The 25,436-nt window shown below is 30.8% G+C and carries 23 protein-coding genes, 1 tRNA gene and 2 rRNA genes; 15 read left to right on the forward strand and 11 right to left on the reverse strand.

The genetic code is table 11. From position 1 onward, the window contains the following. Nucleotides 1–19: 19 nt before the first annotated feature. From kdsA to ACNI28_RS02375, 5 genes are read right to left on the reverse strand one after another with little or no spacing between them, the layout of a single operon-like run. Nucleotides 20–832: a 3-deoxy-8-phosphooctulonate synthase gene (gene kdsA, locus ACNI28_RS02355; protein ID WP_419765279.1), complete on the reverse strand. Its 813-nt coding sequence runs from the start codon at nucleotides 830–832 to the stop codon at nucleotides 20–22. Next, on the reverse strand, nucleotides 829–2,520 hold the full coding sequence (locus tag ACNI28_RS02360; protein ID WP_419765280.1) for a potassium channel family protein: 1,692 nt from the start codon (nucleotides 2,518–2,520) through the stop codon (nucleotides 829–831). The genes kdsA and ACNI28_RS02360 overlap by 4 nt, the downstream gene beginning before the upstream one ends. A gap of 33 nt (nucleotides 2,521–2,553) precedes the next feature. Beyond that, complete coding sequence (locus ACNI28_RS02365) at nucleotides 2,554–2,931, reverse strand: DUF6394 family protein (protein ID WP_419765281.1); 378 nt, start codon at nucleotides 2,929–2,931, stop codon at nucleotides 2,554–2,556. After that, complete coding sequence (locus tag ACNI28_RS02370) at nucleotides 2,918–4,666, reverse strand: glutamate synthase-related protein (RefSeq protein WP_419765282.1); 1,749 nt, start codon at nucleotides 4,664–4,666, stop codon at nucleotides 2,918–2,920. Before ACNI28_RS02370 ends, ACNI28_RS02365 begins: the two co-directional genes overlap by 14 nt. Continuing rightward, complete coding sequence (locus ACNI28_RS02375) at nucleotides 4,663–5,550, reverse strand: DMT family transporter (protein WP_419765283.1); 888 nt, start codon at nucleotides 5,548–5,550, stop codon at nucleotides 4,663–4,665. The genes ACNI28_RS02370 and ACNI28_RS02375 overlap by 4 nt, the downstream gene beginning before the upstream one ends. A 120-nt stretch (nucleotides 5,551–5,670) precedes the next feature. Between ACNI28_RS02375 and murA the strand changes: the two genes are divergently transcribed. The 3 genes from murA (at nucleotide 5,671) to ACNI28_RS02390 (ending at nucleotide 8,750) form a co-directional block, all read left to right on the forward strand. Further along, nucleotides 5,671–6,936 (forward strand): UDP-N-acetylglucosamine 1-carboxyvinyltransferase, encoded by a 1,266-nt coding sequence (gene murA / locus ACNI28_RS02380; protein WP_419765284.1) that lies wholly within the window; start codon nucleotides 5,671–5,673, stop codon nucleotides 6,934–6,936. Between the two features lie 73 nt (nucleotides 6,937–7,009). Beyond that, on the forward strand, nucleotides 7,010–8,125 hold the full coding sequence (locus tag ACNI28_RS02385) for a DUF5644 domain-containing protein (RefSeq protein ID WP_419765285.1): 1,116 nt from the start codon (nucleotides 7,010–7,012) through the stop codon (nucleotides 8,123–8,125). Between the two features lie 10 nt (nucleotides 8,126–8,135). Further along, a complete protein-coding gene (locus ACNI28_RS02390; RefSeq protein WP_419765287.1) occupies nucleotides 8,136–8,750 on the forward strand; it encodes an HNH endonuclease in 615 nt (204 codons plus the stop codon). Here the strand turns inward: ACNI28_RS02390 and ACNI28_RS02395 are convergent, their stop codons facing one another. Beyond that, nucleotides 8,751–9,623, reverse strand: a complete 873-nt coding sequence (locus ACNI28_RS02395; protein WP_419765288.1) for an AraC family transcriptional regulator — start codon at nucleotides 9,621–9,623, stop codon at nucleotides 8,751–8,753. It lies immediately after the preceding gene. A 122-nt stretch (nucleotides 9,624–9,745) separates the two neighbouring features. On the opposite strand from ACNI28_RS02395, the gene ACNI28_RS02400 reads away from it, so the two are divergent. Beyond that, nucleotides 9,746–10,429 (forward strand): hypothetical protein, encoded by a 684-nt coding sequence (locus ACNI28_RS02400; protein WP_419765289.1) that lies wholly within the window; start codon nucleotides 9,746–9,748, stop codon nucleotides 10,427–10,429. A gap of 5 nt (nucleotides 10,430–10,434) precedes the next feature. Here the strand turns inward: ACNI28_RS02400 and ACNI28_RS02405 are convergent, their stop codons facing one another. After that, on the reverse strand, nucleotides 10,435–11,841 hold the full coding sequence (locus ACNI28_RS02405; protein ID WP_419765291.1) for a type II secretion system protein GspD: 1,407 nt from the start codon (nucleotides 11,839–11,841) through the stop codon (nucleotides 10,435–10,437). Between the two features lie 74 nt (nucleotides 11,842–11,915). Next, on the reverse strand, nucleotides 11,916–12,488 hold the full coding sequence (locus tag ACNI28_RS02410; protein WP_419765292.1) for a YigZ family protein: 573 nt from the start codon (nucleotides 12,486–12,488) through the stop codon (nucleotides 11,916–11,918). Between the two features lie 14 nt (nucleotides 12,489–12,502). On the opposite strand from ACNI28_RS02410, the gene tlyA reads away from it, so the two are divergent. From tlyA to ACNI28_RS02465, 11 genes are all read left to right on the forward strand, one after another. Beyond that, entirely contained in the window at nucleotides 12,503–13,225 is a 723-nt protein-coding gene (tlyA, locus tag ACNI28_RS02415) for a 23S rRNA (cytidine-2'-O)-methyltransferase TlyA (RefSeq protein WP_419765293.1), read from the forward strand. Continuing rightward, a complete protein-coding gene (locus ACNI28_RS02420; protein ID WP_419765294.1) occupies nucleotides 13,222–14,049 on the forward strand; it encodes a bifunctional riboflavin kinase/FAD synthetase in 828 nt (275 codons plus the stop codon). Before tlyA ends, ACNI28_RS02420 begins: the two co-directional genes overlap by 4 nt. Before the next feature lie 36 nt (nucleotides 14,050–14,085). Then, on the forward strand, nucleotides 14,086–14,796 hold the full coding sequence (gene cmoA, locus ACNI28_RS02425) for a carboxy-S-adenosyl-L-methionine synthase CmoA (RefSeq protein ID WP_419765295.1): 711 nt from the start codon (nucleotides 14,086–14,088) through the stop codon (nucleotides 14,794–14,796). A 121-nt stretch (nucleotides 14,797–14,917) separates the two neighbouring features. Beyond that, a complete protein-coding gene (bcp, locus tag ACNI28_RS02430) occupies nucleotides 14,918–15,424 on the forward strand; it encodes a thioredoxin-dependent thiol peroxidase (protein ID WP_419765297.1) in 507 nt (168 codons plus the stop codon). A gap of 9 nt (nucleotides 15,425–15,433) precedes the next feature. Further along, a complete protein-coding gene (locus ACNI28_RS02435) occupies nucleotides 15,434–16,510 on the forward strand; it encodes a plasminogen-binding N-terminal domain-containing protein (protein ID WP_419765298.1) in 1,077 nt (358 codons plus the stop codon). Continuing rightward, nucleotides 16,500–17,888, forward strand: coding sequence for an FAD-binding oxidoreductase (locus tag ACNI28_RS02440; protein ID WP_419765299.1), 1,389 nt, complete (start codon nucleotides 16,500–16,502; stop codon nucleotides 17,886–17,888). The genes ACNI28_RS02435 and ACNI28_RS02440 overlap by 11 nt, the downstream gene beginning before the upstream one ends. 9 nt (nucleotides 17,889–17,897) lie before the next feature. Beyond that, a complete protein-coding gene (locus ACNI28_RS02445) occupies nucleotides 17,898–18,692 on the forward strand; it encodes a YihY/virulence factor BrkB family protein (RefSeq protein WP_419765301.1) in 795 nt (264 codons plus the stop codon). Nucleotides 18,693–18,841: 149 nt separating this feature from the next. Continuing rightward, entirely contained in the window at nucleotides 18,842–19,792 is a 951-nt protein-coding gene (locus ACNI28_RS02450; protein ID WP_419765302.1) for a CsgG/HfaB family protein, read from the forward strand. Next, nucleotides 19,770–20,123 carry a hypothetical protein gene (locus ACNI28_RS02455; protein ID WP_419765303.1) on the forward strand — a complete coding sequence of 118 codons (354 nt, stop codon included), beginning with the start codon at nucleotides 19,770–19,772 and terminating at the stop codon, nucleotides 20,121–20,123. The genes ACNI28_RS02450 and ACNI28_RS02455 overlap by 23 nt, the downstream gene beginning before the upstream one ends. After that, nucleotides 20,120–20,494, forward strand: a complete 375-nt coding sequence (locus ACNI28_RS02460; RefSeq protein WP_419765305.1) for a DUF4810 domain-containing protein — start codon at nucleotides 20,120–20,122, stop codon at nucleotides 20,492–20,494. Before ACNI28_RS02455 ends, ACNI28_RS02460 begins: the two co-directional genes overlap by 4 nt. Next, complete coding sequence (locus tag ACNI28_RS02465) at nucleotides 20,491–21,552, forward strand: DUF799 domain-containing protein (protein ID WP_419765306.1); 1,062 nt, start codon at nucleotides 20,491–20,493, stop codon at nucleotides 21,550–21,552. The genes ACNI28_RS02460 and ACNI28_RS02465 overlap by 4 nt, the downstream gene beginning before the upstream one ends. Before the next feature lie 213 nt (nucleotides 21,553–21,765). On the opposite strand, the gene ACNI28_RS02470 is transcribed toward ACNI28_RS02465, so the two are convergent. The 3 genes from ACNI28_RS02470 to ACNI28_RS02480 all read right to left on the reverse strand — a co-directional run bounded on the left by ACNI28_RS02470 (nucleotide 21,766) and on the right by ACNI28_RS02480 (nucleotide 25,180). Next, nucleotides 21,766–21,842: transfer RNA gene (locus tag ACNI28_RS02470), tRNA-Thr, on the reverse strand. 169 nt (nucleotides 21,843–22,011) lie between these two features. Then, nucleotides 22,012–22,127 (reverse strand): 5S ribosomal RNA (gene rrf, locus ACNI28_RS02475). A 134-nt stretch (nucleotides 22,128–22,261) separates the two neighbouring features. Continuing rightward, nucleotides 22,262–25,180 (reverse strand): 23S ribosomal RNA (locus tag ACNI28_RS02480). Between the last annotated feature and the right edge of the window lie 256 nt (nucleotides 25,181–25,436).

Raw genomic sequence — 25,436 nt, forward strand, 5'->3', positions numbered from 1 at the left:
TTAAATTTCTCCGAAAATTTTATATAAGGGGCTTATTATATCCTAAAGCCTCTTGGATTGCAAAAATCTCATTTATAGTCTTATATAAATCTTCGACTTTCAACATATTTGGACCATCACTTTTTGCAACACTTGGATCTACATGTGTTTCAAAAAAGAAGCCATCAACACCAACAGCAGCAGCTGCTTTTGCCATAGAAGGTACAAAGGCAGAGTTTCCACCAGTAGTTCCTCCCGTACTTGGTATTTGAACAGAGTGAGTTGCATCAAAAATCACAGGTGCGTACTCTTTCATAAGAAGTAGGTTTCTCATATCAACAACTAACGCCCCGTATCCAAAAGTATTTCCTCTCTCACAAAGCCATACATTTTTATCTAGGGAGTTTTGATAATTAACCTCATCAACACCTCTAGTTTTTAGAATCTTATCAATTGGATGTTTCATCGCATCAGCTGCTAAAAACTGACCTTTTTTTACATTGATTATACAAGATGTTTTTGCAGCAGCTACAAGTAAATCTGTCTGTCTACACAAAAATGCAGGTATCTGTAAGATATCCATTATTTCAGCCGCAGGGGCTGCTTGATGTGACTCATGTATATCAGTTATCAACTTATACCCAAACTCTTTTTTAATCTCTTCAAAAAGTTTCAAACCATCATCAAGTCCAGGTCCTCTATATGAATCCAAACTTGTTCTATTTGCTTTATCAAACGAAGCTTTAAAATAAAATTCTACTCTTTTATCTTCACTTAAAGGCTTCAATTTTTCAGCTATTCTAAATACAGTATCTCTATCTTCTAAAACACAAGGTCCTGCTAAAACTTTCACTTAAATATCCTTTTTAAAATTGTTCTTTTTTCTTTTCCACTATAGGCATAATAAAACTCATAAATATTTTGTGCGATATATTGCATATCATATCTTGCATATTCATCACAAGCAAAAAGGATTTTATCCTTTTTTTGTAAGTTCATATCCCACTTTGGAATTAGGTACTTCTCAGCACCTCTTATTAAAACTAAGGGTACTACATTATTGTTTAACTCTCGGTTATGTAATGATGTTCTAAATATCTCTAATTTCAACTCTTTACCACTATCTAAGTGCTTGTAAACTTCTGGAGAATCCTGTATATTTATATCCATCTCTTCTAATAAAGGATTTTCATCTATTGTTTGTGTAAGTCTTGCCACTAGACTTGAAGCCCAAGTCTCATCTTTGTTTATCATCTCTTGTATAAATATATTTGACAGTGGATTTATAAGGGCATTTGTAGTTTTATTTATTAAAATATTTGCAGGTAAAAACACATGATCGATTTTAGAGTTTTCAAACATAGAAATATGTCCTAAGTCATTATCCCTTGCTATTGTCATGATTTTTGGATTTAATCTTTTAGCACTACTCAAAATAGATAAGTTGGTTGTATCATCATTTGTTGCAGCAATTATTGCAACACTTTCACTAATACCTGCTCTTGTTAACATCTCTTTATCATCAGCATCACCAATGATTATTTTAGAGACACTATCTTCTTTATAATTTACTAATTTATTTTCATCTAACTCTATAAAGACTAGTTCTATTCCATTATCACTTAGTCTTCTATGAAGATAACTTCCCATACGTCCAAAACCACAAATTACATATTTACCTACTGGGAACCTTGGTGTGTGTCCATTTAAGGTATCTATTTTGTAAATCCACTTTTCTAGTTTTAGTATATTTGGTGCTTTAAAGGCAACATCAATCTCTTTTGAAATAATTGAAAATGGATTTGCAATAATATCAACTCCAAGGTCAGTTAAGTTTTCAGCTTGATTTACTGTTGTGGCTTTTACTACTAGCTTTAAATTTTTGTTTAATAGTTTTGCCATAACAGCTATTTTTAGGTTTAACTTATCATCACTAAATAAAGATACTAAACCTCTGCAATGACTTTTTGTTATTCCTGCACTTTCTAAAACTTTTGGTGAGTTTGCATCGGAAAGTAAAATTGGAACATAAGGGGTATAGTTCTCTAAAAGTAACTCATTTACTCTACTTTCATCTGATTCAATTACTACAGTTCGTATGTCAAATTCTAGGGCTTTTTTTATTATTGCAGAAGTAATAGCGTTATAGCCTAATACTATTATAAAACTTTGTCTTAGGGTTTTTACATTTCTTTTAAATTTAGCTCTTCTTAACTCCTCTAAAAGAAGTTTATCTTGTACTAAAGATACAAGGGTTCCAATACCATAAAACCAGCCAAGAACAGTAAGATAAATAGAAAAACTAACCCAAAGTTTTTGAGGATAAGTGAAAGCATAAGGACTTTCACCAAAACCAATTGTAGTTGCTGTATAAGTGATAAAATAAAAAGCATCAAAAATAGACATATGATAGAGATTACCTTTATCATCCATTCCATCTATTAATAAAAGCCCTAATATAGCAATAGTATATGTAACTATTATTACAATAAAAGGCATTCTCATTCTAAGAAGAACTATCCACAGTGTACTATTTGACAAAACTAACCTAACCTATTTTATAAAACATTTTAACTAACGTCTTGATTTTAATGTATCTCCAACATATAACAAAACAGAAACAACATTTGCCAACAATGCTCCAGCTGAAAGAGAAATCACAGTTGTAATAATTTCAGAATCAACAACACTTGCATAAGTTGCTATTGTCCAAACTGTTGCAGCTGCTATTAATTGGATATCAGCAACAAGTGAAGTTGCTAAAAGCACAGAACCCACTTGTGTTCTATCTCCAAGTTTAAGTACAGTTGCAATTATATTTATAACAATAGCAGCAAAAAGTTCGTATTTACTATGATGAACTAGGGTATCCAGATCACCATAAACAAAACCAAAGTTTACAGTCATTGCTAAAATTATAAAAAAACCTGAAATAACTTTATCTAGATTCATGGTACTCGTCCTCCATATCTCTACCAATTTTTAATTTTCTTTTAAATACTTCATCGATGTTATCATAAACTTTTGCATCTTTATCAACAAACATAAGTCTATGAATATTTAGTTGGTCAATACTTTTAAGTCCCATAATTGCCAACATACCTTTTACACTTTTTAATAAGTTTTTATGGTAATTACTCACTTTTTTAGCTTGTTTATGTACAAAGTATTTTTTTCTTTTTGATTTATTTTGAGTAGCAAGTCCAACTGGACAATCATGCCCTGTTGTACCAGAACAGTACCTAGCTCTAATACAACCTGCACTCATCATAAACCCACGGGCAATTTGAATAAAATCAGCCCCTATTGACATAAGAATAATAATATCATCAGGTGTTAATACTTTTCCACTAGCAATAAGTTTAACCTCATCTCTAACTCCAAACTCTTTTAAAACCTTATTCACTAAATAAATAGAATCTCTTATATCAAGACCAACTCTTTCCATCATTTCAATTGGAGCAGTGGCACTTCCACCACTACCTCCATCTATTGATATGAAATCAGGAACTGCATCATTTCCCTCATCTACTCTTTTTTTAATCTCTTTTGCATATGGTTCTATATTTTCTATATCAGATATTACAATCTTTATACCAACAGGTTTGTCAGATAATTTTTGTAATTCTCCCACAAAATCAAAAAGCTCTTCAATAGTATTTGCATATGGAAATCTATTAGGTGAAAAGACATCATTATATGCTTCAACATTTCTATAATATGCAATTGCAGGAGTTACTTTATGTCCAGCTAACTTTCCACCTGTTTGTTTTGCTCCTTGTGCCATCTTTATCTCTGTCATACGACAAAACTTCATAACTTTTGAGTATCTTACAGGATCAAACTTACCCTCTTTATCTCTAGCACCATATAAACCTGAACTTATTTGAAATATAATATCAGGTATATCTTCTGGAACCTCTTTTGGAAAACTCTCAAGCGGTGCATTCCAATTTACTCTATGAAATAATCTTGACTTTAAATCAAACACATAAGTTTCAGCTTCTAAATCTTTTCCAAAAACAAGTTTTCTATAAACATCAGCTGCAACTGCTCCATTAAAGAAGAACTGTACAATATCTTTTATCTTTTTTTCAAAGCTTGTACCATGTATTACCTTCATATAATCAGCTTTATAATCTTGATGAGTAACAAAAAAGTTTGATGTTACTCCACCCTCACCTGAGTTTATTGGGAAGCCACCGTCATATGCACCTTTTACAAAGGCTCTTGTTCCCTCCGGAGAGATAGAACCATCACTCATAGCAGATCTACCAATTATTGTTTTTGCTGTATATGGTTTCTTTCTTTTTGGTCCAAAAGTAACTTCAAATTTTCCGTCTACTTCATCATCATTTAATACAATATTTGCATGTCTTATCATAAATTTAGGATTTGGTAATGGCTGGCTTGGGGAAAAAGAGGCATAATTTGGCAAGTCCCTACAAGCTTTATTGAGCCAATCTAACTTATCTTTTGATTCATAAAACTTTTCATCACCAAAATATTGTCTAAAAGGCTCTCTTGCCTCTTCAAATACATATCTTAAACGTCCAATTATTGGATAATTAACTAATAATTGATGATCTCTTTGTACATATCTATCATGTACATACCAAGCAATTATTACTAGCCAAAATATACTCCACTCTATTATCGTAAATTCTAAATCCCAATCCACATTCATTCCTTTTTTTTGCCTGAAGCTAAAACTCCACTAATAACAATTAAAATTATACCTAATATTATCCAAATATCTGGGAATTTGTCCCCTAGTATCATTCCAAGTGCTATTGCAAAGATTAATGTACTATAAGAGATAGTTCCAACAATCCCAGCTTTTGCACTTGCATAAGCTTTTGTCATAAAAACTTGAGCAAATGTTGCTGTGGTTCCCATAAGTATGATAAAGACCCAGTCACTTAAACTAGGTATAACAAACTCTCCAAATAAAAAATCAAAAGTATCGTTTGTATAATAGTTTCCTATAAACATCAAAATAGCAGGACCTATTGAGCCAATAGTCATAAAAGATAAAACAATTACTCTAGTATCATAGTATGTTCTTAGCTCTCGAACTGAAGTATAAGCAAGTCCAGCTCCAACTCCTGTTAAAATACCAAGCCAATCTGTTTTTTCAAGTGAGCCACCATCAAATTTTGTAATAAATAGTATTCCAATAAAACCTATAAAAATACCTATCCAACCTTTAAAGCCTAGTTTTTCTTTTATAAAAATATATGCAAATAGTGCAGTAAATATTGTAGAGGTCTTAGAAAAAGTCATGGCTTGTGCAAGTGAAATATTTGATATATTGTAAAAAAACATTAAAAGTGCAGCAAAACCAACAAAACCTCTAAAAAATAGCAGCCATGGTTTACCACCTTTTTGCATTATAGGTTTTTTATATAAAGATAGAGCTATTAGTACCACACCAAATATATTTCTAAAAAAAACTACTTCTACAGAGCTCATAGAAGAGCTTAACTCTTTGGCAAAGGCTCCCATAAAAGCAAATAAAAGTGATGCAAAAAGCATAAGCTTTATGCCCTGTGAAGTTTCTGTGTCCATTTTGCTCCTAAGGTGTAAAAACCGAATTTTAATCAATTTTTTGTTAAAATTCGGTTATTTTCAATAAGTAAAAAATAGTTTTAATAACTTAAAATGATGAAATAAGCCAATAGGAACAAAATGAAATATTTAAAATTGAACTCTTCTAAAAATCTACAAGGAGAAATAAGAATTTCAGGTGCTAAAAATGCCACTTTACCTCTACTTGCCTCAACAATACTTGCAAGCAATGAAATAAATATTGGAAATCTTCCTGATGTTGTAGATATTAACACGATGTTAAAACTTCTAGAAAAACTAGGGGCAGAGTATTCAAAAGATAAAAACAAAATCAAAATCTCTACACAAAACCTAAAAGAGACAAAAGCGACTTACGATATTGTAAAGACAATGAGAGCTTCTATTCTTGTATTAGGACCACTATTATCTAGATTTGGACATTGTGAAGTTTCACTTCCAGGAGGTTGTGCTATAGGACAAAGACCTGTTGATTTACACTTAAAGGCTATGGAAGCTATGGGTGCAGTTATTGAAATAAAAGCTGGGTATATAAAAGCTACGGCACCAAATGGTTTAAAGGGTGCAAAAATTGTTTTTGATAAAGTTACCGTGGGTGGAACAGAAAATGCAATAATGGCAGCAGCACTAGCACAAGGAAAAACACAAATAATAAATAGTGCAAAAGAGCCAGAGATAGTACAATTGTGTGAAGTTTTAAAAAATGCTGGTTTAAAAATAGAAGGAATTGGTAGTTCTGATATTACAATTGAGGGTACAAATAAAAAACTTTTGGAATTTAAAGATTTTGATATAATTCCTGATAGAATTGAAGCTGGTACATATATGTGTGCAGCAGCGATTACAAACTCTAAACTGACAATTACTCATGTTGAGCCATTGCATTTAGAAGCTGTGACTTCAAAACTTGAAGAGATGAATTTTAAAGTTGAAACAACAAAAAATACAATCACTGTATTTCCAAGTAATAATATTATGCCTGTAAATATAATAACAACAGAATATCCAGGTTTTCCAACTGATATGCAAGCACAATTTATGGCACTAGCTACCCAAGCAAATGGGACAAGTACTATTGATGAAAGACTGTTTGAAAACAGATATATGCATGTAAGTGAACTTCTTAGAATGGGTGCTGATATACACTTAAATGGAAATATCGCTTCTATAACAGGAACGCCAAATAAGTTAAATGGTACAGATGTTATGGCTACTGATTTAAGAGCTAGTTCTGCCTTGGTTCTTGCAGCTTTAGTAGCTGTGGGAGAGACTAATATTCATAGAATTTATCATTTAGATAGAGGATATGAAGATTTAGAAGGGAAATTAGCAAATATAGGTGTTAATATAAAAAGCTTCAATGAGTAGTAATTGTTTAAAAATTATACATCATTAAGAAATATTTAACTAAAATAAATTAAAACAAATTTAAGGTACAAATATGAAACTTGATATCTCTTTATTTAGATTTGATTGTAAATCTGATTATTTACCATATTATACAAAACACTTTGTAAATATGGATGAGAACAATACTCTTTTAACTATTTTAAACAAACTTAATAGTGAAAATGAATTTTCTTTTGAAAATAATCAACAAACTTACATTGTTGTAAATGGGATTTACATGAGTGTAATGACTACTTGCAAACAAATCAAAACAGCTTTTGGTGCAGATATAAGAATTGAACCATTAAGCATAAGAAGAGTTAATAAAGATTTTATTATGAATGAAGATGACTTCAATTCTAAGCTTTCAATTTTAGCTGAGTTTATAAGTTCAGATATTTTAAATAATCAAATTGACAAAGAGTTTAAAGAACTTTATCAATCATACAAACCTTATTTTTATGCTTCAAATACTTTAAATATAGAGCATGATTATATTGGAGATGCGATATTATTATTGGCATCACATTTAATAGAAAAATTTCCAAATAAAGAAAAAGATATTTTGAATAGAATCAAAGATTGCGAATATGGAATAGAGTATCATACAAGCTTAAGTAATAGAATTTTAAATTTTGACCAAACACTTGAGGATAAAATTATTGCTTTAAGAAATAAGCTAAATATCGCAAAACCAGCAACTGAACAAAAATTTAATACTTCAAAATCGATTGATTTTGGTAGTTTTAAAAACTCTTTGGAGATAAAGCACTCCTTTGAAGATTTTAACTTAGCCTATTTAAAATCAGAAGATTCACAAGAAAAATCAAATTTAATCTCTAGCTTAAAAGCAAAAGTATTAAATCTTCAAACACTAAATCAAGATTTGGCAAAAGATACTTTTCATATAAACCCAGAACTAACATATAAAATAACTTCAAACTTAATGCTTGATGCCTATGATAGTGGAGCTGATTTTATTGTTGTTGATAATGACCAAGACTTTTATTTACTTGATTCAAACAGAAAAAATATGCAAAGAGTAATTGGAAGAGAGATAAATATTCCAGTACTTCATATCAATGAGTTAGAAAACCTTGCTATTGGTGAACATGAAATAGCAAAAAGCACTTTAAAAAAACATATCATCGATCCTGAAATAATATAAAGGAGCTAATATGATTCTTGGTTTGGATTATACAATTCTTTCATTAATCATAATTGCCTTTTTATTACCTTTTTATATCTATAGGAAAAGAGTATTTAAATTCTATTATGATAAGAATGATAATGCATATTTCCTAAAAGATTTACAAATATATTTAAAAAATACCCATCCAAAAATAAATTTTGATTTTGTAAAGATAGATTCAATTTATAAATCAAATCCACCAAGCATTGCAAAACTATTAGTTTTAGAAAATGTTGCTATACAATTTATAAACTTTGGATATGTAAAAAGAACTCAAAAAGCAGTATCAAAAGATATTTTATGGGGAAGTTATGAAAAAGAATCAAATCCAAAAAATAGTACTGCAAATAATCTTCTAAGAAGAAAAGAGATTGTGCTAAGAAGAGACAACTACAGATGTAATAGATGTGCAAAGCCAATAAAACTAGATACCTCGATGTTACTTCTCATAAAAGATATAGATACTGGTGGAACATATCACTTTGAAAACTTAAGTGTTCTTTGTATTGATTGTAACAAAATAATACATAGCCAAACCCCGGAAAGGTTAATCAAAGATTTAAATATTTTTTATCACTTAAAGAAAAAATACCTAAAATAATTAGTAGTTTATAGAGACATAAAAGCTCAAATCAAACTCATTGTCTTCATCTAAAAAGTTGTTTTTTCTATATATTACATATGAAGGTTTTGTAGTTGTTTCATATTCACTTTTTGGTAACCACTCGTGATAAACCCAGTGAATAAATTTCAAAATATCACCTTGCCTACCTACTAAATCAAACTTAGCATAAACACCTTTTGATATTTTAAAGTTTGGCAGTCTATCACTTTTTATATCTTTATCATCTGTTACAATACAAGCAATATATTGACACTCATTTAAAGGTGTGATTGTGGGGTTATCATGAAAAAGTGCAACTTCTTGATACTCTTTTATATCATTTGATAAAATCCAAGTTTGAAGTTTCTGCCATGCCTCTTTTATGTCTGCATTGTAACCATTATTTCTAATATAAAAACTTTCAAAAGTTGGCATCTTTACTATTGTAGGTTTCATATTAGAAAAGTCAGCAGTTGACTGCATAGCCTTTTGTGATTGTTGTAATATCTTTGAAGAGTAGGCTTTATAACCCGTATTTCTCCACTCTTTTGGTGTCATATCAAATCTCTCTTTAAAACTCTTTATAAAAGATGATTGGGATGTGTAACCACATTGATTTACAATATTTGATATTGTTGAATATTTATTTGTTAAAAGCAGATTTGATGCTTTTTGTAGACGTATAGACTTTACACTTTCATAAATGTTTTTACCAAAGGCATCTTTGAAGATTCTGTGCATATGAAATTTGCTTACTTTTAAATCTATACTTAACTCTTCAATATCTATGTGAGTGTCAATATGTGTATAAATATAATACATAATATTATTTGCTATTTTTGTTCTTTTTTGTAATGTCTCTTTTTTCATAAGACATTATAGCACAAACAAGCTATAAAATTAGCACTTATTGACAATATACTTAGCACATAAAAAGAAGAAATAATCTAATAATTCTCCTAAAATAGTGTGATTTTAAAATTAGGGTATTTATGGATAAGAACGAACAGTTAAAAATAGTTTTACAACACTGTAACTCTTTTAATTTAAAAAAGTTAAAAGTTGATACTCTTTTATTAATAATTCACTCTTTATTATGGGATTATGAAAAAATTGATATCAAAGATGATAGTAAAAAAGATATTTTGCCAATAAATAGTCATGAAATAGAGTTTATAAACAAAAGTGTACATAATCTTAAAAACTATTTAGAAAATAATATCGTAGTAAATGAAACATTTTTATATATATTTAAAAATAAAAATCAATCACCCCTATTTTTAAAGCTTGCAAAAAACTTAGAACCTATGCGAGTATATTACCAATACCTAACTTCACTTTTTTCAAATAAGATTACAAAAGGTTCTTTTTGGATTCCTGAACTAGTAGCATTTTCTTTGATTCACTATTTTAAAAAAGAGTACCAAAAATCCTTTATCAAACACCCTTTGATAGAAGATTTTCCCACAGAAAAGCTTTTAAACATATATAATAAAAATAATATAGAGATAAAAAAACATATCTCTAAAACTGAAGATATCAACTCTTGGAAAGTAAAAACAAACCTTGATGAGATGTATGATTTGTCAGAGTTTATGATAAAAAAGTACTTAGAGTTTAATTATAAAATCAATGAAAAAAGAGTATCAAAAGTAAGAACAAAAAGAAAAAAGTAAGAGTCCTAATTTTCTATATTAAAATACTTTTTTAGAACTTGTTTGTGATTATTTGTTGAATTATTTTTTGTCTGTTTTTTTTCACTTTTTTCTTCAAGGTTTTTCAGTAAATTATTTACATAAATCTCCTCAAGCCTAGCTAAATAGTCAACTTTACTTTTTATAACGCTTAGTGCTGTATCTTTTGGGATAATAAATGGAGTGATAACCACCACTAAATTTATCTTATCATTTACATCTTTTTGATTTTTGAATAGATTTCCTAAAATAGGTATATCTTTTAAAACAGGAAGTCCCGAATCCATTTGAAATTTTCTACTTTTTATTAGTCCACCTATTATTACACTTTCGCCATTATTTAAAATGGCAGAGGTTTTTACCTCTTTTTTTGAAGTGTCTAAGTTTTCACTAGATGTTGACTCTTTTGCATCCTCTAAAATAGTATTAATCTCTAAAATGATTTTATTTTCTGTTATTCTAGGTTTTACTTTTAGTCTAAGACCTATCTCTTCTCTTTTAAAAGATTGTGTTGTTCCTGATGTGTTTGTTGTTTGCCCAGTTTTAAAAGACTTTGTTTCACCCACATAAATTGATGACTCTTTGTTATTTATACACAAAATTGAGGGCTCAGAGATAACATCTACACCTTGGTTTTGTTTTAGAAAATTTATTGTTGCACCTAATGTTAAGCCCTTTGACAAAGAACTTATATCAAAGCCAAAACTACTAAACTCACTAAAATCTACAGAACTGTTTTTTAAACCATTAAAAGAACTAGAAAAAGTGCTTAAAGTACTTGAACTATATTTGTTAAATCCTACCAATCCATACTCCAAACCAATCTCTTTTGTTCTGGTTTGGCTTATCTCAATAATCTTTGCTTTTATATATATTTGTGCACTTTGTTTATCTATATCACTTATAAACTTTTTTGCTCTATTTATATCATCTTGTATTCCTGTAATTATTATGGAGTTTGTATCTTTTTCTATAGTTATAAGAGGAGTTGTTTTTGATTGTTTACTTGAAAAAATTGTATTTAAAACTTCTAAAATATTTTTGGCTTCTAGGTTTTTTATTTTTATTACTTCAATAGTTTTTTTGTGGGAGATTAAATTGCCATTTAGATTTTCTATTTTTAAGATATCATCATCTTTTTTTAGAATATAACCTTTTTTAGCCAAGGTATAATCAAGGATTTCTAGGAGTTTATCTTTTTTAATAGGTTTATTTGTGATGAGATCAACACTACCTTCAATCTTTCCAAGATAGAAGATATTTTTATTTAACTGTTTTGAAGTAATTTTAATCAACTCTTCAATGCTCATATTTTTAAAATTTATATTAATAAATTCATCATCATTAGCATATAAACTTGTCAAAAAAACCAATATATATAATAAAGTCTTCAAATTACTTCCTTATAAATAATTTAAAATATTATTATAGCTATTAATTTCTTAATAATTATATATTAGTTATATAATTATTGTAATTTTACACCAAGGGGTAACTCTTTATTAAAAAGTTCAAAATCTTCTTTTGTAGACTCCAAAGTTAAATTTACACTTGCATCAAACTCTTTGTTGATTATATTTATGTTTGAATTTTTTATTATGTATTCAAGTTTTGACAATTCTGAATATTCACATCGCAGGTTTTGTATCTCTAACTTTTGGTAGGTTTTTAGTTGGGAAATATTTATCACAGAATTAACAGCATCACTATATGCTCGTACTAATCCACCAGTTCCAAGTTTCACTCCACCAAAATATCGTACTACTATTACAAAACTGTTTATTAAATCATTTCCAGCTATTACATTTAAGCAGGGTTTTCCACTTGTACCTTTTGGTTCTCCATCATCACTACTATTTTCTATAACTTGGTCAAACTCATTTAGATATCTATAAGCATAAACAAAGTGCCTAGCCTTTGGATGTTCACTTTTTAGTCTTTGCATAACATCGTTAAACTCAGAATATGGAGCTAAAAAAGCAAGAAATTTTGATTTTTTTTCTTCGAAGGTTGAACTAAACTCTTTTTGAACAAATTTCAACTATAATTCCACCTATGAGATTAGATTTATTTTTAACAAAAGCTTTTAATATACAAAGTAGAAACAAAGCCCATGAGCTTATAAAAGCAAATAAAATAAAAATAGATGGTGCTATTATAACAAAACCATCTTTTAATGTAGAAGAGACTCAAAAAGTAGAAATTTTGGAAGATACTTTTTATGTGTCAAGAGCTGCTTATAAATTAAAATATTTTTTAGATGAGATAGATTTAAACCTAAAAGGTTTAACTGCCTTAGATATAGGTTCTAGTACAGGAGGTTTTACGCAAGTTCTTCTTGAAAATGAAGTTGAAAGTGTAACTTGTGTTGATGTGGGAAGTAATCAACTCCACGAAAAAATAAAACACCATGAAAAAATAGAGTTTTTTGAGAATTGTGATATTAGAGATTTTTCCTCAGACAAAACTTTTGATATAGTTACTTGCGATGTTTCGTTTATAAGTTTACACAATATTATAGATGACATAAATAGATTAGCAGCAAAAAATATAATAGTACTTTTTAAACCACAATTTGAAGTTGGGACAAATGTCAAAAGAGACAAAAAAGGTATGGTAAAAGATAAAAATGCCATAGAGTTAGCTAGAAGAAATTTTCTAGGGGTAACGATACTTTTAAACTGGAAACTAATAGAGCACTCTAAAAGTAAACTAGAGGGTAAAGATGGAAATATCGAAGAACTTTTTTACTTTCAAAAAGATATAGGGAACAAATGAAAAAAAGCAAAAAAGACATAACATCTATAGCAATTGGTGGTTTTGATGGTATGCACATCGCCCATCAGTCATTATTTACAAACCTAAGTAAAAATGGTGCAGTAGTAGTAATCGAATCAGGTTATGCAAATATGACACCTGAAAATACAAGGGAAGAGTATAGCAGCTTTCCTATTTTTTATTATGAACTTAATTCCATAAAACACTTAGAGGGAAAAGAGTTCATAGACCAACTCAAAATTGAGTTCCCAAGTCTAAAAAAAATAGTAGTTGGTTTTGATTTTTGTTTTGGTAAAAATAGAACTTACTGTGTAGAGAAATTAAAATCAATATTTGATGGTGATGTAGTAGTAATAAATGAAATAAGTGTAAATGATATACCAGTACACTCAAGAGTAATTAGAGAGTATATTAAAACAGGTGATTTTAAAACAGTAAATACCCTACTTGGAAGAAAATATAAAATAACTGGTCTTCAAATAAAAGGTCAAGGCTTAGGAAAAAAAGAGTTTGTTCCAACAATAAATCTAAAAGTAACAAAATATATCCTTCCAAAAGAAGGTGTTTATATTACTAAAACTATAGTTGATGGCAAAAGCCACCCTTCTATTACTTTTATAGGTCATAGAACAACCACAGATGGAAGCTTTGCCATTGAAACCCACATAATAAACAACGATATTCAAGTGCATGAAAAAGATGTAAGTATAAAGTTTTATGAGAAAACAAGAGATAATAAAAAGTTTGACTCATTTGAAAAACTAAAAGAGCAAATCCTAAATGATATAAATGATTGTAAAAACTATTTTAATCTTACATTATAAAATATATATTAATAATCATTTTGATAGAATATCTACATGGTAGATAAAGTATTTAATAAATCAATTAAAAAACAATTTGAATTTGACGAAGAGGTAGCATCTGTATTTGATGATATGCTAAATCGTTCCGTTCCATACTATAAAGAGATGCAAAGATTAACTATAAATTTTGCACTAAACTTTTTAGAAGATGATTATAAAGTTTTTGATTTAGGTTGTTCAACAGCCTCAACACTAATAGAGCTAAGTAAACATTGTGATAAAAAACTAAACTTAATAGGAATTGATAATTCCCAAGCCATGTTAAATAGAGCTTCAAATAAAGCAAAAGCTTTTGGAGTTGATATTGATTTTATTTGTGGTGATATTCATGATGTGGATTTATTGGATGCCAACTTAATAATATCTAACTATACGCTTCAATTTATACGGCCGTTACAAAGGGAAAAACTTATAAAAAAAATATATGACTCTTTAGAGACTAAGGGTGTATTTATATTTAGCGAAAAGGTAATATCTTCAAACAAAGTTTTAAATAAACAGTGTATTGATGAGTATTATGAATTTAAAAAAACACAAGGCTACTCAGAGTTTGAAATCTCTCAAAAAAGAGAAGCTTTAGAAAATGTTTTGATACCATATACAGAAGATGAAAATAAAAAAATGATTAAAGATGCAGGATTTAGCCACTGTGAAACACTTTTTAAGTGGGTTAATTTTGCAACATTTATAGCAATAAAAGAATAAAAGTCTCTTCTGAGACTCTTTAGGTTTTACTTCTTTTAATAGGAATTTATTTCCTATGATAAAAAGAAGAAGAAAAAGATAAGGTCCCTTTTTATTGGGACTAATAAAAAGGAATTATTATATGTTAGAAGTAGGAACAATTGCACCAGATTTTTGTGCTCCAAATCAAGATGATGTGGAGATTTGTCTTAGAGATATAAAAGGTAACTGGATAGTTTTATATTTTTACCCAAGGGATAATACACCAGGATGTACAACTCAAGCTTGTGATTTCACAGCTTCTATGCCTGAATTTGATGACTTAGATGCAACTATTTTAGGTGTAAGCCCAGATACTCCTGCAAAACATAGAAACTTTATAGAAAAACAAAATTTAAGCATAACACTACTTGCAGATACTGAAAAAAAGATGTGTGAAGATTATGGTGTTTGGCAACTAAAAAAATTCATGGGCAAAGAATCTATGGGAGTAGTTAGAACTACATTTATTATAAACCCAGAGGGTAACATAGCTGCAATTTGGGAAAAAGTGAGTGTAAGAAAAAAGAAGAAATCAAAAGGTGAAACTACTGAAATCTTACATGTAAACGAAGTAAAAGAGAAATTAAAAGAGTTACAAGCTAAATAAGGAAAAACAATGATAAACAAAAGATTATTACTACTAGGTGCTGCATTTTTAGTTGCAAATACGTTAAATGCAAAAACTACAATTTGTTATAAAAAAGGTTGGGAAACTCCATCAGGTATCGAAACTGTCAAATTAGATGGTGGAGAGTGTAAGGGTGAAAAATCATTAAAACAGATGAAAAGAGCTGGTTGGTATATCAAAGATATAAATATCAAATCAGCAGATAAAGGCTTAGATTATAACTATATATTAAGTGATATAAATCCTATAATCATTGATAAAGAGCTAACTTCAACTAATGACCTTACAAAAGAAGTAGATATGCAAATACAAACTAGCAGACTCTCTAATGTAACTAGTGAAACTGCAACTATTAACATAGGAAACCTAAAAATTGGACAAAGTGGTATTATTCAACATAGATATGAAAATGGCAATGCCATAATTATATCAAGTGCTTATGTAGTAAGTTCAAAGGCAAACTCTTCTGTTGTGAAGTTTATTCCATTTTTAGACCTAACTCAAAATGCTATTCCAACATCAAATAGAGTTGTAGCAGATGGTGATATATTCACATTAAATTATATGTATGACCAAAGTTTATTAATCGCTCCAAATATTGATGCTTTTAGAACTGTAAGAAATAAATTTACTTACAATAACTTTGTACATTCTGATATTTTTGGTGCTTATTTAAAGAGTGAATATAGACCCCTTCCTACACAAAAAATACTTCAAGAGTTTGCTCTTTCTCAAAATATGGGAACTATTTTTATAGTGATTAAGTCAGACATGTATGTAATAGATAGTAGAACTTTTACAATTCTAAACAAACAAAGAATATCAAATATCTCAAGTAATACACAAATGCCATTTTATACAAGAATTGAAAACATAGAATCAAATCTTTTTACATCTGATATTTGGAGTTGGTTAGACTTCTCAGTTATTACAGACTTTTTAGATGATAATAGAACTGAAGAAGAGATTTTATATGGTGATTTGGCACAAAATAAAAGCAAAGGTAGCCAAATAAACTATAACACTTACTATTCAAATGTACTAGGGCTAAATGATGATAAATAAAAAGCATTTAGAATATTTTACTTCTATAGTAGGAGAAGAAAATGTTAAAAGTGATAAAGCTCACCTCATAGCATATTGTTATGATGCTACAAAAGAGAGATTTGAGCCAGATGCAGTTGTATTTCCAAAAGATGAACAAGATGTTTCAGCTGTACTAAAATATTGTAATGATAATAAAATAGTAATAGTTCCAAGAGGTGCAGGTTCAGGTTTTACAGGAGGAGCACTTCCTTCTGAAGGTGGTATTATTCTTAGCCTTGAGCGACATATGAATAAACTACTTGAAATAGATATGGAGAATATGCTAGGTATAGTACAGCCAGGTCTTATTAATATGGATTTCCAAAAAGCAGCCGAAGAAGTGGGTCTATTTTATCCTCCAGATCCAGCAAGTGAGCACTACTCAACGCTAGGTGGAAATGTAAGTGAAAATGCCGGTGGAATGAGAGCAGCAAAATATGGTATTACAAAAGATTATGTGGTAGCACTTAGAGCTGTTTTACCAAATGGTGAGATTATAAGAGCTGGTAAAAAAACTATCAAAGATGTTGCAGGATATAACACTGCTGGTATTTTAATAGCAAGTGAAGGAACACTAGCAATTATCACAGAAATCACTCTTAAACTTATTCCTAAACCAAAATTCAAACAAACTTATATGGGTGTTTTTCCAGATGTAAATAAAGCTATGAATGCCGTATTTAAATCACTAGCCTCTGGGGCAAATCCTGTTGCTATGGAATTTTTAGATGCACTTGTAATAAAAGCATTAAGACAAAAATTTCCACAAGTAAGTCTACCTGAAAATGCAGGTGGGATTTTAGTGGGTGATGTTGATGGAAGTAGTCAAGCTGAAGTTGATGAACAACTAAATACCTTAAAAGAGTCATTTGCTCAATATGGCTCAAGTGAGTTTATTGTTGCAAAAGATGATGAAGAAGCAAATAAGTTATGGTTTGCCAGAAGAAATGCAAGTCCAGCAACTGCTATATATGGAACTAAAAAACTTAATGAAGATATTTCAGTTCCTAGAAGTAAACTTCCTGAAGCACTAGAAGAGATATATAAAATAGGTGATAAATATGGATTCAATGTTCCTTGTTTTGGTCATGCAGGAGATGGAAATATCCATGTTAATGTAATGGTTAAAGATAAAAACAATGAAAAAGAGATGCATGATGGACACAAAGCCATAGAAGAGATTTTTCAACTTGTAGTTGATATGGGTGGAACTTTAAGCGGTGAGCATGGTATTGGTTTGTCAAAAGCTCCATTTATGGATATAGCATTTAATACAGCAGAAATTGAACTATTTAAAAGTATCAAAAAAGCCTTCGACCCAAACAATATTCTAAACCCACATAAAATGGGATTATAAAGTGAAATAATGGAAAATCAAAATGGTAAAAAACTATTTGCAAAAGTTATAGATGCCCTTGATTCATTTTTTAATGATGATACCACATATTATGCTGCAAGCCTTAGTTTTTTTACTATTTTTTCTATTCTTCCAATCTTTGCCTTAATCATTGCAATTATCTCAAACCTAGAACAGTTTAATGAATATGTTGATTTATTTATAAACTATATATTAGATTTAATCAATCCTTCCCACTCACAAAATTTTGCACAACAAATAAAAAACTTCATATCAAACTCTGATAAGCTTGGAAACATAGGGATTGTGTATATGTTATTTGTATTTACAATGTTCTTTAAAGACTATGAGTACATTGTAAATAAAATCCATCAGGCAAAAAGAAAATCAATCTACGCCTCTTTTTTCTTTTATCTTTTTTTTATTACCCTACTTCCCTTAGTATTTGCAGGATATATTATAATAACAACTTTTTATAATAATACAATTTTTGATTTTTTATTAACACTAATACTTGGTTGGAGTATATTTTTTGTACTATTTAAACTAACAGTTAATACATATATTAGTGTAAAAGCGGCACTTTTATCCTCTTTTATTACTTTAATTGTTATTTCAATAACAAAAAACCTCTTTGTATACTATGTCCTATATAATCAAACCTACACTACACTATACGGTTCAATGGCAACACTTCTTTTTACTTTCCTTTGGATTTATACTTCATGGATAATCTTTTTATATGGTGTAAAACTTTGTCATAATTTAAACCTAAAAGAGTTGAATAAAGTTGAAACAAAATAAAATTATTTTTTATTTTTTAAACTAATAACTTCACGTCTTTAAATTAATGTAAAATCTCAAAACTTTTAAAAATTATGTTTAAAAATATCATTTATTAAAGCTCTAACTTTGTATAATCTTGTTTTAAAATTATAAAAAGGAGTTTAATAGTGTTAAAATATACAAAAATTGCTACATCAATTGTGACATTAAGTATTTTAACTGGATGTTCTACAGTTACACCAAATATAGTTAATATTTCAAAACCAACTGCAGTACAACCAAATATAATAGTTAAAAAAGAAGAACCTGTTTTAAAAAGAAAAGTTGCCATTGCAAGATTTGGGAATGAAGCACAATATGGTAAATCCGCATTATTTGGATTAAATAATACATATAATGCTGAGAAACAAGCAACAGATATATTATCTGCAAAATTAGCTAATTCAGGTAAATTTGTTTTATTAGAAAGAGATGATTTATCCAAAATAAATAATGAATTAAAAACTCAAAATTTAAGTTCATTAAATATTGGTGCTAATTATTTAATAGTTGGTTCTGTTTCAGAATTTGGAAGAAAAAATATATCTGATACAGGTGTATTTTCAAGAACAAAAATACAATCAGCCTATGCAAAAGTTAGTGTTAGACTGATTGATGTAAAAACAGGACAAATTATTTTTGCACAAGAGGGTGCAGGAGAAGCTAAAAGTGAAGCTGGTACAGCTTTTGGTGTAGGAAAACATGTTGGCTATGATTCTACATTAAATGATAAAGCTATATCAACCGCAATAGCAAGTGTAGTTGATGGCATTATGCAAAACTTACTAAATAAACCTTGGCGTTCATATATTTTATCCATAGAAGACTCAAGTATTATTATTGCAGGTGGAGAAAAACAAGGATTAAAAATAGGAGATACCTTTAATATTTATAAACAAGGTAAAAGTATCAAAAATCCACAAACAGGAATAATAATTGAACTACCAGGAAAAAAAATAGCAACAATATCTATTATAAGTCAGTTTGGAACTAGTTATACTGATGAAGGTTCAATTTGTCAAATTATAGAAGGAAATATTAAAGGAGTAAACAAAGATGAATTATATATTCAGAAATAAATTAACTATTATTTTATTAAGTACATTTATATTTATAGGATGTGGATATAAACAAACAAATACACAAATAAAAGAAATAGGATATTTAAAATTCATTAAATCACCTTTTTCTAAATACAAAATATTAGTTAATGAAAAATATGAATTTAACTTAGATGAATGTATTAAAAAAGATGATACTGGTCAATGCCATGATGATACCATTGATAAATTATATGAAACAAAAGCTGGTAATAATATTATAAAAGTGTATGACAGAAATAATAACTTAATTTTACAAAAAGAGGTTTATATAGGTTCATCAAATACAGTGGAGGTTAATTTAAAATGAAACAAATATATAAAATTACAATAATATCTTTTACATTATTTTTATTTGTAGGTTGTACTCAAACTAAAATTGAACCACCACTATATACATGGAATAATTATGTTGAAAGTTCAGGGCAAATTGGAACAGAAGATAATCAAAAAGAAGCAATAGAAAAGCATCAAGTAGTTTTGGAAAAAATCATATTAGATTCGAATAATGAAAAGAAAAGAGTAGCTCCTGGAATTTATGCAGAGTACGCACAATTTTTATTTGAATCAAATAAAAAAGATAAAGCAAAAAAATATTTTATTCTTGAAAAAATAACATATCCAGAATCAACAGTATTTATAGACAGAGTAATTAAAAAACTTTATGGAGAGAACTTATGAAAAGAATTTTATTAATATTTACACCTTTATTTGCGGTTTTTTTATTTACAGGTTGTGGAATTACTCAATCAAGAATTGCCAAAATTCAAGTTTATCCAAAAATGTATGAAGTACATCCTAAATCAATATTGGTTTTACCAGCAAAAAATACTACTACAGCTGTTGATGCAACTGACCAATTTAGTTATTCAATAACAAAACCATTAGCTGAAAAAGGTTATTACGTATTTCCAGTTCATTTAGTAGATAGTTTCTTCAAAAGTGAAAATATATCTGACGCTGAGATAATACGAAATATTCCAGTTACAAAATTAAAAGAAATATTTAATCCAGATGCAATATTATATGTTGACATAAATGCATGGGATACAGGATATTCTGTAATTAGTAGTAATGTTGATGTTGGGCTATCTTTTTCACTAATAGATGCAAATACAGGAAAAGAAATATGGCAAAATAATGCGTATGCATATTCTTATGATGCATTAGATACTGGAAACATTGTAAGTTTAATAGTTTCTGCTATATCAACAGCTATCAATACAGGGACAGATTATACAAAATTGGCTTATGTAGCAAATAGCACAGGTGTTAGTTTTTTACCATCTGGATATTATAATGAAAAGTACTACAAAAAAGATGCTAATGATAAATTCACTTATTTTAATGTTGCAACTTTGGAAGATGGCAAACTATTTGTTGATGAATATTTTATATTTGGCAATAAAAAAGAAGGAAAAGTACCTCTAACTATTCGAGGACATGCAAAAGGTTATCATGGTTTATCAGTAAGTAATTTAAATTTTTACAATCATAACGGATATTCCAATTATTATATTACAGAAGAAATAAAAGGTGTAAAATATTTACGAAATAGATTTTTTAGATATGAAAATAACAAACCTTATTTACTAGTAGAAAATAAAAAAGTATTTGCTACCACAGAAGTAAATGGGAAAATCCCATATAGTGAAGAAAATGGGAAATATTACTTTCAAATTGACCAAATAATAGAATTTGAAGAGTTAGAAACTTTAGAAAAAGTTTCAGCACTATAAGCAAACTAAATTATTAATAAAAAGGGGGAAATTTATGTATTTTCTCCTTTTAATATAAATAAAACTTACTCATATAAAAATTATAATTTTATTAAAATCCAAAAAACTTTTAACTTTGATAAAATGACTGAATATAGATTTGAATTATTTGATGAATCGAATGTTTACGCTATAGGTGAACTAACAATAGCACTTCAAAAATAAATATAAAAGTGGTGCTCACAGCAGGAATCGAACCTGCAACCTCTTGCTTACCATGCAATTGCTCTACCGATTGGAGCTATGCGAGCTTTTTTAATTAATAATGAATAATTAATAGTGAATAATAATATTCTACTATTAGTAATAATTATACTCAGATAAATAGTATATAAAAATATATACTTAAAAAAAGTGCAAAAAAAAAGCTCAGTACTAAAAAGACGATGTCTAAATAGAACTAAGCTATAAAAACTCAAGAGTTGGCGACGACTTACGTTTCCACAAGGGGACCCTGCAGTATTATCAGCGATGAAGTGCTTGACTTCCAGGTTCGGAATGGAGCTGGGTATTTCCACTTCTCAATAATCACCAACAAAGTTGAGTAGTAAAAGCAATAAATGCTCTTAATACTCAACTCTATCTTCTTGAGTTAGAGTTTTAATGTTAAAGTCTTTACACACATACTCATTAAGTATGTACTTAATAAGATAGTAAACCAAGAAATATATAAAATAAGCCAAACGATCTATTAGTACTAGTCAGCTAAACGTCTTACAACGCTTACACATCTAGCCTATCAACCAGCTAGTCTTGCTGGGATCTTCAGGGAAAGTTCATCTTAGAGTTGGCTTCGAGCTTAGATGCTTTCAGCTCTTATCACATCCGTACGTAGCTACCCAACGATGCTCTTGGCAGAACAATTGGTACACCAGTGGTACGTTCATCCCGGTCCTCTCGTACTAGGGACAAATCTCTTCAACTTTCCTACGCCCACGGAAGATAGGGACCGAACTGTCTCACGACGTTCTGAACCCAGCTCGCGTACCGCTTTAAATGGCGAACAGCCATACCCTTGGGACCTGCTCCAGCCCCAGGATGCGATGAGCCGACATCGAGGTGCCAAACCTCCCCGTCGATGTGAGCTCTTGGGGGAGATCAGCCTGTTATCCCCGGCGTACCTTTTATCCTTTGAGCGATGGCCCTTCCACACAGAACCACCGGATCACTATGACCGACTTTCGTCTCTGCTCGAGTTGTATCTCTTACAGTCAGGCTGGCTTATGCCATTATACTCAACAAGCGATTTCCATCCGCTTTGAGCCAACCTTTGCAAGCCTCCGTTACTTTTTAGGAGGCGACCGCCCCAGTCAAACTACCCACCAGACATTGTCCTGAACGAGGATAACTCGTCCCAGTTAGTAACTCAAATATTCAAGGGTGGTATCTCAAGGGTGGCTCCGTGTATACTTGCGTCTACACTTCATAGCCTCCCACCTATCCTGCACATGAATATCCAAGCTACAGTGTCAAGCTGTAGTAAAGGTGCACGGGGTCTTTCCGTCTTTCCGCGGGTAGGAGGAATTTTCACCTCCACTACAATTTCACTGGATCCCTGGTTGAGACAGCTCCCATCTCGTTACGCCATTCATGCAGGTCGGTATTTAACCGACAAGGAATTTCGCTACCTTAGGACCGTTATAGTTACGGCCGCCGTTTACTCGGGCTTCAATCAAATGCTTCGCACAAGTGCTTACATCATCAGTTAACCTTCGAGCACCGGGCAGGCGTCACACCTTATACATCCTCTTGCGAGTTAGCAAAGTGCTGTGTTTTTGGTAAACAGTCGGGAGGGACTCTTTGTTGCAACCTCTATCGCTTTTTGGAGTAAATCCATATACAATAGTAGGCACACCTTATACCGAAGATACGGTGCTAGTTTGCAGAGTTCCTTAACCAGGGTTCTTCCACGCGCCTTAGAATACTCATCCCACCCACCTGTGTCGGTTTACGGTACGGGCAACAAATAATATACTTAGTGGCTTTTCTTGGCACGACAGTATCATCGATTCTGAATTAATTCCGAAGAATTGCAACAGCCTGTAAGATCTCGGTCTCATGTATCCCGGATTTGCCTAAGATACAACCTACATCCTTCGAGCCACTATTCCATCAGTGACCTCGATTAACTCTATGCGTCCCCACATCGCGCTTATTTGTTGGTATTGAAATATTAATCAATTTGCCATCGTCTACCCCTTTCGGACTCGACTTAGGTCCCGACTAACCCTACGATGACGAGCATCGCGTAGGAAACCTTGGGTTTTCGGCGTTGAGGATTCTCACCTCAATTATCGCTACTCATGCCTGCATGCTCACTTCTATCCGCTCCAGCACTCCTCGTCGGTATACCTTCAACGCTGAATAGAACGCTCTCCTACCACTTGTACAAGTACAAGTCTAAAGCTTCGGTGCATATCTTAGCCCCGTTATATTTTCCGCGCAAAATCACTAGACCAGTGAGCTGTTACGCTTTCTTTAAAGGGTGGCTGCTTCTAAGCCAACCTCCTGGTTGTCACAGTAACTTCACATCGTTTTCCACTTAGATATGACTTTGGGACCTTAGCTGTTAGTCTGGGTTGTTCCCCTCTCGACATAGGATTTTATCACCCTACGCCTGACTCCTATGATTACGCATATAGTATTCGAAGTTTGATAGGGTTTGGTACCGCGGTAAGCAGCCCTAGCCCATTCAGTGCTCTACCCCTATATGTTACTACATAAGGCTATACCTAAATATATTTCGGAGAGAACCAGCTATCACGAAGTTTGATTGGCCTTTCACCCCTATCCACAAGTCATCCCGAGACTTTTCAACGTCAATGGGTTCGGTCCTCCACTGGCTCTTACACCAGCTTCAACCTGCTCATGGATAGATCACTTCGTTTCGGGTCTGCAGCATCTGACTATGTCGCCCTATTAAGACTCGCTTTCGCTACGGCTCCGTACTTGACTTAACCTTGCCAGACACCACAACTCGCAGGCTCATTATGCAAAAGGCAGTCCGTCACCCTGTTGCAAGCAACATAGGGCTCCGAATGATTGTAAGCTAATGGTTTCAGGTTCTATTTCACTCTCCTCGCTGGAGTACTTTTCACCTTTCCCTCACGGTACTTGTTCACTATCGATCTGTAAGTAGTATTTAGGATTGGAGGGTGGTCCCCCCAGATTCAGACAAAATATCACGTGTTCCGTCCTACTCAGGATACCAATAGAGCTATTAAGAATTTCGTATACAGGAGTTTCACCTTCTATGCTATACCTTTCCAGATATTTCTACTATTCTCTTTAGTCTCACATTATGGTCCTACAACCCCCTATGCAAGCATAGGGTTTGTCCTAATCCGCGTTCGCTCGCCGCTACTTACGGAATCTCATTTGATTTCTCTTCCTCTGGCTACTGAGATGTTTCACTTCACCAGGTTAGCTCCCCGCAGGGTAACATATATCTCTATATGCTGGGTTGTCCCATTCGGAAATCCTCGGATCAAAGCTCTTTGGCAGCTCCCCGAGGCTTATCGCAGCCTAATACGTCCTTCATCGCCTCTTACAGTCTAGGCATCCACCATTAGCCCTTAATAGCTTATAATTTGTATAACTAAATCTCTTTAGTTACCTTTTTTGATAATTATTCCTTGGCTACTATCTTATTAAGTACATTATTTCTAACATATCCTAACAATATAGTAATTGTGTGTTTAAATTGTTTTCTATATTGAACTATAATAATTTACATTATTCTAATTCGAAAAAATTTTAAAGACTTTAACATTAAATTTTTAAATAACATGATTTTTATTACTAAAAACCAAATATAAATCTTATTTTTAAGACTTACATTTAGT

Source organism: Arcobacter denitrificans (SeqCode) (assembly GCF_048571185.1).
GTDB lineage: Bacteria > Campylobacterota > Campylobacteria > Campylobacterales > Arcobacteraceae > Arcobacter > Arcobacter denitrificans.